The organism is Pedobacter sp. CG_S7 (genome assembly GCF_040544395.1).
Lineage (GTDB): Bacteria > Bacteroidota > Bacteroidia > Sphingobacteriales > Sphingobacteriaceae > Pedobacter.
On record NZ_JBEONS010000003.1, the window covers coordinates 97,271 to 110,999 of the forward strand.

At 41.7% G+C, this 13,729-nt stretch carries 13 protein-coding genes; 9 read left to right on the forward strand and 4 right to left on the reverse strand.

Annotated features, from left to right (window positions below; genetic code table 11):
* The first annotated feature begins 159 nt into the window (after window positions 1-159).
* Complete coding sequence (locus tag AAKU52_RS03355) at window positions 160-999, forward strand: hypothetical protein (protein WP_354330221.1); 840 nt, start codon at window positions 160-162, stop codon at window positions 997-999.
* A 1-nt stretch (window position 1,000) separates the two neighbouring features.
* Here the strand turns inward: AAKU52_RS03355 and AAKU52_RS03360 are convergent, their stop codons facing one another.
* A complete protein-coding gene (locus tag AAKU52_RS03360) occupies window positions 1,001-1,330 on the reverse strand; it encodes a helix-turn-helix domain-containing protein (RefSeq protein WP_354330223.1) in 330 nt (109 codons plus the stop codon).
* 236 nt (window positions 1,331-1,566) lie between these two features.
* Window positions 1,567-1,908, reverse strand: a complete 342-nt coding sequence (locus AAKU52_RS03365; RefSeq protein ID WP_354330226.1) for a helix-turn-helix domain-containing protein — start codon at window positions 1,906-1,908, stop codon at window positions 1,567-1,569.
* A 245-nt stretch (window positions 1,909-2,153) separates the two neighbouring features.
* On the opposite strand from AAKU52_RS03365, the gene AAKU52_RS03370 reads away from it, so the two are divergent.
* From AAKU52_RS03370 to AAKU52_RS03380, 3 genes are read left to right on the forward strand one after another with little or no spacing between them, the layout of a single operon-like run.
* Window positions 2,154-2,522, forward strand: coding sequence for a hypothetical protein (locus AAKU52_RS03370; RefSeq protein WP_354330228.1), 369 nt, complete (start codon window positions 2,154-2,156; stop codon window positions 2,520-2,522).
* The gene (locus AAKU52_RS03375; protein WP_354330230.1) at window positions 2,441-2,968 is read left to right on the forward strand and encodes a C40 family peptidase; all 528 of its coding nucleotides are present in this window, start codon (window positions 2,441-2,443) and stop codon (window positions 2,966-2,968) included. Before AAKU52_RS03370 ends, AAKU52_RS03375 begins: the two co-directional genes overlap by 82 nt.
* Window positions 2,961-3,461, forward strand: coding sequence for a hypothetical protein (locus tag AAKU52_RS03380; protein WP_354330232.1), 501 nt, complete (start codon window positions 2,961-2,963; stop codon window positions 3,459-3,461). Before AAKU52_RS03375 ends, AAKU52_RS03380 begins: the two co-directional genes overlap by 8 nt.
* A gap of 231 nt (window positions 3,462-3,692) precedes the next feature.
* On the opposite strand, the gene AAKU52_RS03385 is transcribed toward AAKU52_RS03380, so the two are convergent.
* Window positions 3,693-4,265, reverse strand: coding sequence for a Crp/Fnr family transcriptional regulator (locus AAKU52_RS03385; protein ID WP_354330234.1), 573 nt, complete (start codon window positions 4,263-4,265; stop codon window positions 3,693-3,695).
* Window positions 4,266-4,375: 110 nt separating this feature from the next.
* Window positions 4,376-4,561: a hypothetical protein gene (locus AAKU52_RS03390; RefSeq protein ID WP_354330236.1), complete on the reverse strand. Its 186-nt coding sequence runs from the start codon at window positions 4,559-4,561 to the stop codon at window positions 4,376-4,378.
* 442 nt (window positions 4,562-5,003) lie between these two features.
* Here AAKU52_RS03390 and AAKU52_RS03395 point away from each other — a divergent pair, with 442 nt between their 5' ends.
* From AAKU52_RS03395 to AAKU52_RS03415, 5 genes are all read left to right on the forward strand, one after another.
* Window positions 5,004-5,642, forward strand: coding sequence for a DUF6266 family protein (locus tag AAKU52_RS03395; protein ID WP_354330238.1), 639 nt, complete (start codon window positions 5,004-5,006; stop codon window positions 5,640-5,642).
* A 509-nt stretch (window positions 5,643-6,151) separates the two neighbouring features.
* Window positions 6,152-7,990, forward strand: coding sequence for a glutamine--fructose-6-phosphate transaminase (isomerizing) (gene glmS / locus AAKU52_RS03400; RefSeq protein WP_354330242.1), 1,839 nt, complete (start codon window positions 6,152-6,154; stop codon window positions 7,988-7,990).
* A 90-nt stretch (window positions 7,991-8,080) separates the two neighbouring features.
* Window positions 8,081-10,054 carry a sensor histidine kinase gene (locus AAKU52_RS03405; protein WP_354330244.1) on the forward strand — a complete coding sequence of 658 codons (1,974 nt, stop codon included), beginning with the start codon at window positions 8,081-8,083 and terminating at the stop codon, window positions 10,052-10,054.
* Between the two features lie 11 nt (window positions 10,055-10,065).
* Window positions 10,066-11,187, forward strand: a complete 1,122-nt coding sequence (locus AAKU52_RS03410) for an acyltransferase family protein (protein ID WP_354330246.1) — start codon at window positions 10,066-10,068, stop codon at window positions 11,185-11,187.
* A 48-nt stretch (window positions 11,188-11,235) separates the two neighbouring features.
* Window positions 11,236-13,719 carry an ATP-binding response regulator gene (locus AAKU52_RS03415; RefSeq protein ID WP_354330248.1) on the forward strand — a complete coding sequence of 828 codons (2,484 nt, stop codon included), beginning with the start codon at window positions 11,236-11,238 and terminating at the stop codon, window positions 13,717-13,719.
* The last annotated feature ends 10 nt before the right edge of the window (window positions 13,720-13,729 follow it).

The following is a 13,729-nucleotide window of genomic DNA, read 5'->3' on the forward strand; positions in this document are numbered from 1 at the left end:
TCGGTCAGGGGTGAGTCAAGGGTTTCTTCGGCAATACCTTGACTCACTGTTGACTCACCCTTGACTCACTGTTGACTCACTATTTCTGATCATGATTTTTAATTTGCTTTTCATAATTTATATAATTAATTTTAATTAAAATAGTAATCTCTTAATGATATGGCAATCAGTGATAATGAAGGAAAATTTAAAGGGAATATAGGGGGTTTAACCTATAGGATAGTTAACGGAAAAACGATCGTCCAGTCGAAGCCCGCTGCAAGAACGGTCAAACAGACCGAATCTACCAAAGCGAGTCAGAATGATTTTAGTTTGGGCAGTAACCGCGCGAAGATTTTAAGGCTGGTTTTGTCTCCCTTAATCAAGGGCCTGCAGGATAAGGCAATGGTGAACCGGCTCACTACCGCCGTGGCTGCTGTGGTTCGCTCGAACATTACACTTCCGGCGGGTTTTCGGGACCTCGAAGATGGGCAGCTGGGGTTGTTGGAAGGTTTTGAGTTCAATGTGCACTCGCCCTTCGCTGATAGGTGCAAGGCTAACCTCCGCATGGAGCAGAATTCTTTGGCTGGATTTAAAATTAGTATAGCTCCTTTTGAGGTCAAAAAGGCTATTGTTTTTCCTGGCCTGGCTACGGGCTGTACCTTTCGGGTATTGCTTGCCGCTATTAATTTCAAGGAAAACCGCTACCAGTATTGTGGTACTGCGGAATTGAATATTCCAGTGGATAGGGATGCCGTGCCGGCAACGGAGTGGGTCTTTGTAGAAAACCTCCCTCCCGATTGTCTGTTTATCGCCGCTTGCTCCATGGAATTTTTTGGAAATGGTTTGTTTGAACCTATTAGTCTGAATAACAAACAGCTTCATCCAGTGAAACTCATCGGATTGATGCCCGGCCAGCAGGTGAGCGAACAGGTGCCTGTACCGCAAGCCGCTGATAGCTTGTGGCACAATTGGCAACCGATACCGGGTATTGATGGTAATAAAATCAGGAAACGCTGAATTAGCGTTTCCTGATTTCTTCATACATGTTGATGAGCCGCTTTTGCAGCTCGTTCACCTCTTCGTCCCTGTCATGCAGTTTCGCCTTTATGTCATTTAACTCATTTGTTTTTGCGATATCTGGACTGCCGGTATCTTCTGCAAGGATCCCCGTTGTAGGTACATTAAACAAGGCTGCAATTTGTATCAGCCTCGATATGTTGATATCTGTTATGCCCGTCTCTATCTTTGAAAATGCCGGTACGGAAATTTTCAGTTGGGCGGCCACCTGACTTTGGCTCCAGCCTTTGTTTTGACGTAATCTCCTAATATTTTTTCCTATGTAATTCATATTATTAAAAATAAGCAATTACATTGTATTTTAAGGTAAATATTTTTATAAATATTTAATTTGTACTTAAAGTGTGAAAGTGTTGAGTAATTTACATCATGGTTTCACAACTTTGAAGCGATGGGCTGGAAGCCCTGGCGGAATGTTGGGGTAATAAAAATCCTGTTAAATGACCGGGCAAACTGTACTTTGTTTGCCCTTATGCAATTTAACAGGAGGTATTGGGTAGCTGTTTTTTAATTAACAATAGTTAATGGTCTCACTTCGCCGTATAGCTCTATGAGTTTCTTCTGTAGCATGTTTACTGTGGCATCCTGAACCTCAAGTTCTCTCCGTAAGCCATTTGCTATTTCTACCAGTGCGTTTTGTGGGTTCTTTCCTTCTTCATAAAGGATTTCCATAACGTGTACGCCAAAAATGTTTGCCAGTTGTTTTAACCTCGACATGTTGATGTCAGTTGGCCCGGTTTCGATTTTTGAAAATGCAGGTACGGATATTTTCACCATCTCTGCAATTTGTACTAATGTCCAGCCTTTCTTTTGGCGCAATCTTCTGATGTTCTTTCCTACGTTTTTCATTTGTTCTCCTGCTTTAAACTTTTAGACTTTTTACGTGAAATTTGTTGTATTTGGTTATAATTGAATTTATTAGTTAGATATTTTGCTAAATATAAGTGAAATATTAGTCTATTCAAAGAAAAAAATGCTGATTTCCGTCTAAAACGTATATTACGTAACGGCTTTGTTGCGTGTAAATTATATTTGTTAAAGAGAAAACGATTTGTGTATCGCTTTCTAACTATTAACCTAATAAATAAATAAAGATGGAAACAACGATGCGCTTAGATTTAGCGGAAAAAAATTATTCCAATGCCGGTTACCTGGTTTTTGGTTCCTTGTTATTGCTGTGGCTCTTTATGCCGGGCTTTATTCGTCATTTTGACCCTACGGCTGGTGGGGTCGATCCGGCCATTTGGCTGCTCATTTTGCTGGCCTTAATTGCCTTTTTAATGGTGGCTGCTTTATGCTGGTGGCTCTTGAACAGGTTTTGGGTATTCCTGGGCTTACCCCAGTTGAGTGTGATGGTTTTACAATTTAAAACTTTGGAGTTATGGCAGCAGTTAAGTTTTTACTGGTTATCATTTGCTTTGCTGTTGTTGGTAAGCACCCTGTGCTTAGCAGCAATTTGCTAAGGCCGGCCCCTGTTGGGGTAATCGCGATTGCTGCCGGCGAACTCGGCGTAAGGGAGGCCACTGGCCGAAATGATGGCTCAAGGGTCAAAGCTTACCTCGCTGCTGTGGGGCTAAAACCGGGTGCGCCATGGTGTGCTGCTTTCGTTTCCTGGGTGTTCCTGCAGGCGGGTTTTACTCAACCCAAAACGGCCTGGTCGCCGGATTTGTTCCCTGCCGCCCGATTGAAAATTACCCCTGAACCCGGTCTGGTCTTTGGGATTTATTTCCCCGAACTGAAACGCATTGCCCATGCTGGTTTTGTGGCTGAAGTGAAGGGCGACTGGATCATTACCCTGGAGGGCAATACCACTATGGCCGGCAGCCGTGAAGGGGATGGGGTTTATCGGAAATGGCGCTCACGGAAAACCATTCATCGATTTGCCGAATGGAGGCCTGCTCATGACTAGCCGTGCCTACGCCTGCTGGCTGCCCTTGCTCCTGGTGGTGCAGGGCTGCAGCCTCTTTAATAATGTAAACAAAAATGATTTATCAAACCAAACAAAAATGGAAAATAGTACTGTATTAAAAAACGAAACCCAATGGGTAAATGAAATGAAAAGTGAAAGTGCGTTGCTGGAAATGGATAGCGCCGAAATGGCGTTCACACTCGAGATTTGGCCTAAAGGGCAATTTAGTTTCTCGCCAAAAAATGGTTTTGCCGGGGAGGCCGAAAAAGTTTTGCTCCGCGGTTATGCGCTGCAAACAAAAGCGCTTTCGCAAGTGCTGAATGTGGCGCAATCGGAACTCGCATCTCATCAACTGAAGCGCCAGGAAAAGGTGGTGCTGCAATCGGAGAGCAAACAGAAGGAGGTAGCCTCAACGCCTTCTTTTAAATGGGTCTTTGCCCTGGCTTTGTTTCTTATTGTGGTTGCCCTGGCATGGTCTATCCGAAGGGCTTGATTGCTTTCCTAACATTAAAACCAGGATCAGGGATTTTTTTTCCCCTTTCCTGGTTTTTTGTTTTTAGGTTTAATTTTTTAGCTGCTCCTTTCTTCTTAAGTGATTTAATCCTTCATTAGCGTGGGCCATCTAAGTGGATTAACTAATTCGAAACTACCTGCTTTATTTTTTTTAAAAATTGCTCTAAAGCATTTTTATTTATAAATTATTTTATTATAGTTTAAGTTGAAATTACTTCTTGCTGTTGTATAGTGCTTTTTGCCTGCAATAATTGGAGGCTGTCATTTGCAAAAAAGATGCGCTTTCTTTGTTGTAAAAATAATGCGCATCGTAATATTTGAAAAAATAGGCTACTTTATCTGCCTGGCTGAGGAGGAGAAAGTCAGCCCGGTAGCTTGCCAGGCATTGCTCTTTTATTAAAAAGCGGGCTGTTAGCTTTGCCGTTTCTGGATATGGGCTTAACTCCTGATAAGCGCTTTTAGTAAGCACCAGAAAGTTGCATGGCCCTAACGTACTGATGCCCCTAGTGGAGGGCTTTTCGTTAAAGAAACTTTGCGTGTCTGTAATAATTTGCCCTGCCTGGTATAAACGAAAAATGTTTTCTCTGCCATCGGCATGATAGGTGCAGGCCTTGGCATAGCCATTAATGAGATAATACATTTTCTGTGCCCTTTGGCCAGGGACTAAAAGGTTTGTTCTTTCCAGTACTGCTGACTGCTGTAACAGGGAGGAGATTTTATGGCGATAGGCCATTGAAATGGGACTGGACCGATGCAACTGATCCAAAAATGCTTGTTCTTCCATAAATAATTTTAACTTATGAAGATGAGCAATTTATTCTATAGAAATAAATTTCTATCGCATAAAAAAACCGGCAAATTTTGCCGGTTTTCCTACTTTCATTCTTGCTGCCTTTAATAGAGTATAATCTCCGCTGGCTCAATGCCCATGTGCTTGGCAAAATCTTTAATGGTAATTCTTTGGTGCTTTTCTTTCCCTAATACATAACGAAGCTCCTGAACGATGCGTTGGGCTTTTCTTAAACTGAATCCCGTTAGGGTAGCGATGTCTCTTGCGTGAATGAACATTCTTTGAATCATTTTTTGTGATTTAATGCTTTCCGTACAAGTGGCGCATCGCATGTGGGTAACTGCCCACACGGAACTTGTTCTTCAGCTTGTTTAATTGGTGAATAATTAATTTAAATATAGTGTTATTTATTCTAAATCAAAATTTCTTTTAAAGAGTTAATTTGATAAAATTAATTTTTTTTTAATGTAAAGATGTAAAATAGGCTTTATGATAGTGTAAAGCGGTTTTATAATCTTTTATGATTTGAAATATTTTTTTTAAAAAACGGCTTATTGTTTCTTTTTGTGACTATTAATGACTCTTAATGTGTCATAACGCCAATTGCGCCTTTCGCGTAAAGCTTTTTTTTTAACTGTCGTACTTTTGAATTATAAGTTTTAGAGCTGCCGGCGGCGAAGGACTTATAATTAACAAATTCACAAAATTTTTAAATCTTTAAATTAAATTAAAATGGGTATTCAAGACAAAGGGGCCTTCGGTGGCTTTAGAAACAAAACTGGTCCTTTAGTAGGTCGTATTGTAGCTGGACAAAATGTAATTACCGCCATCCCGCGGAAATCAACTACACCGCCTACAGTGAAACAGCTGGACCAGCGTAAAAAGTTTGGTTTAATAACCCGTTATTTGAGCGGGATCTCCAACCTGATCCGCATTGGCTACCAGGAGCGCCAACTGCACCAGTCGCCAATGAACAAAGCGGTGCAATACCACCTCCGCAATGCGGTAACTGGTGTGTCGCCAGATTTTCTCATCGATCATGCTAAGGTGAGGTACAGTGTGGGAAAAAGTCCCATGCCAGCTCAAATTGAGGTGCAGGGTTTAGTGGGTGCCAAAGCAGACTACTCCTGGGGTATCTCTTCAGGTCAGTACAGCTTGCCCACAGATTTAGTGACGCTGCTAGTGTATAACCCTGAAAAAAACAGGTTCGTATTCCTGGAAGGTGCCGCTGCACGTTCTGAACTCGGCTTCTCTCTGCAGATGCCGGCCAACTTTGTGGGTGATACCATCCATTGCTACCTCAGCTTCGTTTCCCTGGATGGGAAAGTGGTGAGTAACAGCGAGTATGCCGGACAGTTGATTGTTGTTTAATTTTAGTGCCCCCGCTGTCCCTTCTTTTCCCGGGAACAGCGGGTTTTTTTACGCTTATAGCTCTGTTGTTTCTGTAACTAACAAGCTCCTTTTATTTTCCTTCAAAACATAAACCTTAGCCGCACAATTGCTGCAACGATAGCGCTTATAGGGTTTCCAGAATAAAAAATGCTTTACAAATAGCCCTCGTGGAATCCTCGTATCTAAATCATATTGTTGACATTTGGGGCATTGCTTATAGACTTTTGGCTTTTTTAGCCAGTCTTTTTCTAGTGTGGTCATGAGAGCGTTTCAAAGCACAAATCTATTATAAAATTCACAAATTAGATAATTAAAGTAATTTTATTAGCGACTAGTTGATAACATTTACTTTAAATGCTGTTTTAAGGGGTTTTTAAATCCATTCCTTTTGGCGATGCTTTAATTTTTGAATTATTTGTTTTAGATTTACCCGGGTTTTTCTATGAAGGAAAGGCCTTTAAAGACAGGGAATTAACAAATCAATATATATGTGTGGAATAGTAGGTTATATAGGTCACCGGGAGGCCTGGCCCTTGGTTTTAAAAGGGTTAAAAAGATTGGAATATCGTGGTTATGATAGTGCAGGTATTGCGCTGATCCAGGATGGTCATCTTAATATATTGAAAAAAGCGGGTAAAGTACAGGAACTGGAGAATTTTTCGGCCGGTAAAAATCTTTCTGGTACCATTGGTATCGGGCATACGCGCTGGGCTACCCATGGTGCGCCTTCTGATCGGAATTCCCATCCCCATACTTCTAATAATGGCAGGTTAACAATCATCCATAATGGGATTATTGAAAATTATGCCGTGTTGAAGGAAGAGTTAATTAGTCGTGGTCATGAATTTAAAAGTGATACCGATACAGAAGTTTTGATCCACCTGATTGAAGAGGTTTATAAAGCCGATAATGTGGATCTTTTTGAGGCTGTACGCCTGGCATTGAACGAAGTGAGCGGGGCTTATGCCATCGTAATCATGGATGAGGAACAGCCTGATCAGTTGATTGCCGCCCGTAAAGGAAGCCCAATGGTGATTGGTGTTGGTGATGGCGAATATTTCATTGCCTCGGATGCAACGCCGATTGTAGAGTATACCAAAAATGTAATCTACATGAACGATAATGAAATTGCATTCTTGAAAAGGGATGAGCTGCTGATTAAACGCCTGGATAATGTGGTGCAAACGCCTTATGTGCAGGAACTGGAATTGAAACTGGAAATGCTGGAAAAAGGGGGTTATGACCACTTTATGCTGAAGGAAATTTATGAGCAGCCCCGCTCGATACGTGATTGTATGCGCGGAAGAATTTATCCTGACCAGGGTTTGGTGCAACTGGGTGGTATTAAAGAGTATGCTGATAAATTGAAAAATATTGACCGCATTATTATTGTGGCCTGTGGAACTTCATGGCATGCCGGTTTAGTGGGCGAGTATTTGATAGAAGAGTATGCCCGCATTCCGGTGGAAGTGGAATATGCTTCTGAATTTAGGTACCGCAACCCGATTATTACCGAAAAAGATGTGGTGATCGCGATCTCTCAATCGGGTGAAACTGCGGATACCATGGCGGCTATTGAAATGGCCAAAGAAAAAGGCGCCACCATTTTTGGCGTTTGTAATGTAGTGGGTGCTTCTATTCCAAGAATTACCCATGCTGGTGTTTATACCCATGCTGGACCAGAAATTGGTGTGGCTTCTACCAAAGCTTTTACCGCACAGGTAACGGTTTTAACGCAGATGGCCTTTTACATGGCCCAGCAAAAAGGAACAATGACCAAAAGTCAGCTGGTAACATTGTTAACAGAAATGGATTGTATCCCAGAAAAAATTGAAAAGGCCTTACAATCGGATACCCTGATCAGGGAAATTGCCGCTAAATTTAAGGATTCTACCAATGCCTTATTTTTAGGGAGAGGAAGTGGTTTTCCTGTGGCGCTGGAAGGTGCGTTAAAGTTAAAAGAAATTTCTTATATCCATGCCGAGGGTTACCCGGCAGCAGAAATGAAACATGGCCCTATTGCTTTAATTGATGAGGAAATGCCTGTGGTCGTTATTGCGACCAAGAATTCTTCTTATGAAAAGGTGATTAGTAATATTCAGGAGGTGAAAGCCCGTAAAGGTCAGGTGATTGCTATTGTGACCGAAGGGGATACAGAGGTGAAGAAAATGGCTGATTACTGTATCGAAATTCCAGATGCTAGTGAAGCTTTTTTACCGCTTTTGGCCACTATTCCTTTGCAGTTATTAGCTTACCATATTGCCGTTCTTAGGGGTTGCAACGTGGATCAGCCTAGAAATCTAGCAAAATCGGTGACCGTGGAGTAAAGGTTTTATTGATTTTTTGTAAGAAAGTTGCTTATAATTATAGTATTTTAATTAAATTTACAATAATTAACCTTTTTTTATAAAAAAACAATGATTGAATTTCCATTATCAGATTGGGAAACCATGCGCCTTACGGCGCTTTATCAGCTGGAAATTTTGGATACTGCCCCTGAAAAGGATTTTGACCATATCGTTTCCCTGGCTGCACTGGTTAGTGAATGCCCGATGGCAACGATTGGTTTTCTTGACATCAACCGTACCTGGTATAAAGCGGCTGTGGGATTGGACCTCAAAGAAACCCCCGCAGCTAAAGCTTACCAGTTTTCAGATAAACAAGAGTTATCGGCCATTCAAATAGAGGATACTTTATGGGATGGCCGATTGCTTTATAAAACTATTTTCCCCCTCTATGCGGAAGACGGGATTGTGCTGGGGCACCTCAGTGTTGCGGATATAAAACCGGGTTTTTTAACTCCAGCCAAATTGACTGCCCTGGAAATGCTGGCCCTCCAAACCATTAGTTTGCTGAAGCTGCGCCTCCAGTTGATTAAAATGAGGCATGTGGCCTATCAATCTAAAAGGACGCTTGACCAGATTTCGCCGGTTTTTAAAAATGCAATTGATGCTGTGCTCGTTATTGCCCAGGATGGCCTGGTGATGCAATGGAACCCCAGGGCGGAAGTGATGTTTGGCTATAAAGCCGAACAAGCCATTGGTCTGTATTTTCATGACCTGCTCATCCCCCCCCGAAACCATCAATCTTTTTGGAATAAAAGACTTGGCCTGGATGTGAACGTGGATAGCCCCTTTACGAAAGATAATTACGAATTTGTTGCCAAAAGAAAAGACCATACGGAATTGCTGGTGGCCATGGGTATTTCGCCGGTATTTATTGACGGTGAAAACTTATTTATTGCCTTTTTGTGCGACATTACCGCAAGGGAGCAAAATACATTGGAACTGGCCAAACAAAAAAGTTTCTACGAAAATATCTTAAATCATATTCCTACAGACATTGCGGTTCTTGATGTGGATCAAAAATACCTTTTCGCGAATCCTTTCGCCATTAAGGATGCTCATTTTAGGGAATATATTATTGGTAAGGATGATTTTGAGTATGCTGTTTACCGCAACCGCGATAATACCGTACCCCTGTTGCGTAAGGCCAAATTTATGAAGGCTAAAATGACGCATAGCGTGGCTAGCTGGGAAGACCAGGTGACTGATGAAAAGGGGAAGCTGAGGACGAATATCAGGAATTTTTTTCCTGTCTATGGTGATGCTGGAGACTTGTCGTTTATGATTGGTTATGGCATGGATATTTCTGCCCGTAAAAAATCGGAGGTGGAACAAAATAGCCTCCTCGAACAACTTACTTTTAGAAATGCCCAGCTCAATGATTTCTGTAATATTGTTACCCATAATTTGCGCGGCCCGCTCAACAACATGTCTTTGCTCGTAGATTTTGTGACCGATACCAACGACCATCAGGAGCAAATGGAACTGGTGTCGAAATTAAAACCCGTTATTGAAGGGCTAAAGACAACTTTTGATGACCTTGTGGAAACCATAAAGGTGAAACAAAACATGGAAATAAAATCGGAAATGGTCGACCTGGAAGCTTGTTTGAGGAAAACCATGGAAGGCCTGGAAATGGAAATGCTTTTGGCAAATGCACAGCTTAACGTTGATTTTAACGAGGCCCCGCTGGTTTGTTTCCCCCCGAAATATATTGCCAGTATTTTTTATAATTTATTAAGTAATGCCTTGAAATACCGTTCGCCAGATCGAGAGCTCGAAATTAATGTGGCGACCACCAGAAAAAATGGTTTTGTGGTGCTCACGGTAGCTGATAATGGTTTAGGGATTGACCTGGTTAAATACCAAGACCAGGTGTTTGAAATAGGGAAGATTTTCCATAGCCATGAAAATGCGAAAGGTTTTGGTTTGTACATGACCAAAACCCAGGTGGAAGTAATGGGCGGACAAATTACCGTGGAGAGTGAAGTGAATAAGGGGTCAACATTTATTGTAGTGTTAAAAGAACAGTCCACAGCCTGTTAATGTGTAATATTATGGCGCAAAAAAAGCGTACGGAGAGAATAGAAATATTAGACGGTATGCGGGTATTGGCCATTTTTATGGTCATGCTCTTTCATTATTATAGTGCCTTTGGCGCCAGTTATTATCAATATGCTTTTAAACCTCCTCAGTTATTTAATGAAGGCTATTTAGGGGTCCAATTGTTTTTTGTGATTTCTGGCTTTGTGATTACGCTGACCTTAACCAAATGCAGCTCTTTTGTGGAGTTTATGAAAAAGCGTTTCCTGCGCCTGATTCCTGCAATGTTGATCTGTTCGCTGCTCACTTTTTCTCTCCTCCGCCTTGTGGATAGCAATAACTTGTTTCCTGTTTCAAAAAGCTTTGCCAACCTCCTGATTTCTAATACTTTTATTCCTCCTGCTTTGCCAAATACTTTTTTTGGTGTCAAACTGGCCTATATAGATGGTGCCTACTGGTCGCTGGCCTGTGAATTGCAATTTTATTTGTTAGCGGGCCTGTTCTATTTCTTTTCCCCAAAATCCTTTTTAAGAAATTATGCTGTCTTTGCCATACTTTCTGCAGTTTTATATGCCATTATAAACGCTGCAATGGGCTATGATTTCTTTTCTCCTTTAATTGGAACGAAGGTCTTTCTGGAAATCAGAACCTTAAGTACTGATTTTCTGGTTTTTCACCATCACTTGTGGTTCCTGATGGGAATCGTAATCAATAAATTATATTTTCAAAAGTACAATCAACCATTGCTGTTGCTGCTCTTGGCTATTGTTGTGCTGCAAATCGTGTTTTTAAAAACGTTATATCCTATCTTGTTTACGCTTTTGGTGCTGCTCTTGTTTCTCCTGTTTTTGTATAAACCTCAACTACTGGCCTTTCTGGCGAATAAAGTGCTGGTCAAAGTTGGCATTGCCTCTTATTCTATTTATTTGATTCACCAGTATGTAGGCGTGGTTGTAATCAATAGGTTATCTCCTTATTTTGGTTCCTGGAACTTTGTTATTCCTATGTTGTTAATGCTGGGGCTGTCGTTTTTTGGGGTGATGAGTTATAAATATTTGGAATACCCACTGGGAAAGCAATTGCATAAGCTGGTTTTTAAACAAATGGCTAAAGTGCCAGTAGGGGTGGAGGTGTAGGTTATTTTTCGTATTTTACGGGATTAATGGAGTGGATAAAATGAAGGGATGAAAAGGGTGTCTAAGTCGGGGGTAATTAGGGCGACTAAAGGGAAAGTGATATTAGCGCTTTTTCTGGCTTGTTCTGCCTTGTTTTTGGCCTGGGCTACAAGTAAAGTTGCCTTTAAAGAAATGCTGGAGACTGTTGAAGAGCTTTCTTCGCCCAACGAAAGGTTAAGGATTGTAAACGAACTTTCCAGAAAAATATCCGGTCTGGACCAGTCCCAAAAAAAACTTGCTTTTAACGATTCCGGAAAATACAATACTTTCTTTAAGGAATCTAAGCAATTGCGCAAGGTGCTCGACACGCTGAGCCTGCTTTATGTAGGCGATGGCATCCAACAGCGAAGGATTAAATCTATCCATCAATTGCTCACTGCTCGTGATAAACAGTTTGTTGACTACCTTAAAATTAGAGAGAAGCTGGTGAACGATCAATCTTTTGCTTCGCAGCTGCAAAAGTTCAATGAAATGGTGAGCAAAAGTACATTGGAGGCCGACAGTACCGTGGTGACTTCAGAAAAGCGGACCACCACCACTACTGTTCTTCCTTCTGATAAGGAGCCCAGGAGTTTTTTTAATAAGATTTTTGGGAAAAAGAAAACTGATGAGGATAAGGATGCTGCCATCAGGATCATTAATGAGGAGAAAGTTAAAAGAGATACCATCGCTTTATCTACCGAAGGTAAAATGGTGAAGGGGGTTGAAAAGACTTTAAGGGCACTGGAGAAGGCACAGCAAAGGAAAAGCCGTGTTTTTATAGCCAGGGAGGCCGTATTGGCAGAGGCAAATAATTTGCTGATTGTTCAAATGCTGGATATCCTGAGAAAGGTGGAGCTGGAGGCTGTTGGGGAAATGGAGCAAACGACTTTCCAGGCGAAAAAAGTAGTGAGCACCGGCATTAAGCAAATGACCATCATTATGGTGGTGTTTTTTCTGCTGATGGTACTGCTCTTGTTTTTGATTTTAACGGACATTACCCGCAGTAATAAATATAGAAAGGAACTGGAGGCTGCTACCGAGGAAGCGGAATATCATGGTAAGGCTAAACAACGCTTTCTCTCTAACATGAGTCATGAAATAAGGACGCCACTGCAGTCCATCATTGGCTATGCAGAAATTATTAGGAATCAACCTAGTCCGGACCCTAAAGATATTGATGCCATTTACCATTCTTCGGAGCATTTGCTGCAGATTGTGAACGAAATATTGGATTATAACCGATTGATTTCTGGTAAGTTTACCTTCGTGAACCAGGTTTTTAATAGCCGTGATTTGTTAAATGAAGTGGTGAAAATTGTGGCACCTCAGGCAGAGAAAAAAGCCTTGCGGCTGGTGACTAAGTTTGACCTGGAAGGCATCCATTACCTGATGGGTGATCCTTTTAGACTCAAACAAATCTTGTTTAACTTGTTGAGCAATGCCATTAAGTTTACCATGGAAGGTGAAGTGGAATTGGATGCTTTCTTTAAACGACAGGGTGACCAGGTGCATTTTACTTTTAGAGTGAAGGATACAGGCATCGGCTTGTCGGAGGAGGAAAGTCAGCGGATTTTTAATGAATTTGAACAGGCGGATAACCCTGAACAGCATATTCTAAACCAAACAGGTGCCGGTCTGGGCTTAAGTATTGTGAAATCCCTGGTGGAAAACCAAGGGGGACGAATCTATGTAAAAAGTAAGAAAGGCCAGGGCAGTAGTTTTACTTTTTTCCTAACTTTTAAAATTGCTGAGGCTCCGGTACTGGTGGAATCCAGGAAAAAGAATACTCTGCTGACTAATGGTAATGCGGTGTGGGTGGTTGATGATGACCAGCTGATACTGGATCTTTGCAGTTTGATTTTTAAAAAAAACCAATTTAATTTTACTTGTTTCCAAACGCCTGGGGCCATGCTGGAGGCACCATGGGATCCTGCTGTTCAGTTCCTGCTGATGGATATTCGAATGCCGAAAATGTCAGGACTGGAGTTGTGTAAGGCCATGCGCTTGAAGGTGGGTGATTCGGTAAAGATTTTCGCGATGACCGCTCAGGTGCTGCCCGAGGAAAGGGAGTCTTTGCTTGCCGGTGGTTTTGATGGCTTAATGATGAAGCCTTTTCGGGAAAGTGATTTGCTGGGGATCTTTAACCGGGAAGCGGATGCTGTTGAATTTGATCCTTCCTATTTAGAGAAAATGACTTTCGGTGATCAGGAGCAGTTGAACAAGATCTTGAATAGGTTTTCTATGGATTGCCAAAATGACCGGAAAGAAATATTACAAAGCTTGCACGCAGAAAATCTGGACCTGCTTTCTTTATTGCTGCACCGATTGGCCGGTCGCCTGGCTCAAATGGGAAGCAAAGATTTAGGGATGCAATTCAGGCTGATGGAGATCAAGGTAAATGAAACGATAACCTCGGAAATGACTTTAGACACGGAACAAAAGGAAAAAATTCTTCAGCTTTGTGGGAAGTTGAAAGGGTTGATTGGCGTTGTTTCAACAGCAATGTTGTAACGGTCTTCAG

Coding starts and splice junctions, on each gene's coding strand:
- AAKU52_RS03355 (WP_354330221.1), top strand. CDS start 160: ATGGCAATCAGTGATAATGAAGGAAAATTTAAAGGGAATATAGGGGGT.
- AAKU52_RS03360 (WP_354330223.1), bottom strand. CDS start 1,330: ATGAATTACATAGGAAAAAATATTAGGAGATTACGTCAAAACAAAGGC.
- AAKU52_RS03365 (WP_354330226.1), bottom strand. CDS start 1,908: ATGAAAAACGTAGGAAAGAACATCAGAAGATTGCGCCAAAAGAAAGGC.
- AAKU52_RS03370 (WP_354330228.1), top strand. CDS start 2,154: ATGGAAACAACGATGCGCTTAGATTTAGCGGAAAAAAATTATTCCAAT.
- AAKU52_RS03375 (WP_354330230.1), top strand. CDS start 2,441: ATGGCAGCAGTTAAGTTTTTACTGGTTATCATTTGCTTTGCTGTTGTT.
- AAKU52_RS03380 (WP_354330232.1), top strand. CDS start 2,961: ATGACTAGCCGTGCCTACGCCTGCTGGCTGCCCTTGCTCCTGGTGGTG.
- AAKU52_RS03385 (WP_354330234.1), bottom strand. CDS start 4,265: ATGGAAGAACAAGCATTTTTGGATCAGTTGCATCGGTCCAGTCCCATT.
- AAKU52_RS03390 (WP_354330236.1), bottom strand. CDS start 4,561: ATGATTCAAAGAATGTTCATTCACGCAAGAGACATCGCTACCCTAACG.
- AAKU52_RS03395 (WP_354330238.1), top strand. CDS start 5,004: ATGGGTATTCAAGACAAAGGGGCCTTCGGTGGCTTTAGAAACAAAACT.
- glmS (WP_354330242.1), top strand. CDS start 6,152: ATGTGTGGAATAGTAGGTTATATAGGTCACCGGGAGGCCTGGCCCTTG.
- AAKU52_RS03405 (WP_354330244.1), top strand. CDS start 8,081: ATGATTGAATTTCCATTATCAGATTGGGAAACCATGCGCCTTACGGCG.
- AAKU52_RS03410 (WP_354330246.1), top strand. CDS start 10,066: ATGGCGCAAAAAAAGCGTACGGAGAGAATAGAAATATTAGACGGTATG.
- AAKU52_RS03415 (WP_354330248.1), top strand. CDS start 11,236: ATGAAAAGGGTGTCTAAGTCGGGGGTAATTAGGGCGACTAAAGGGAAA.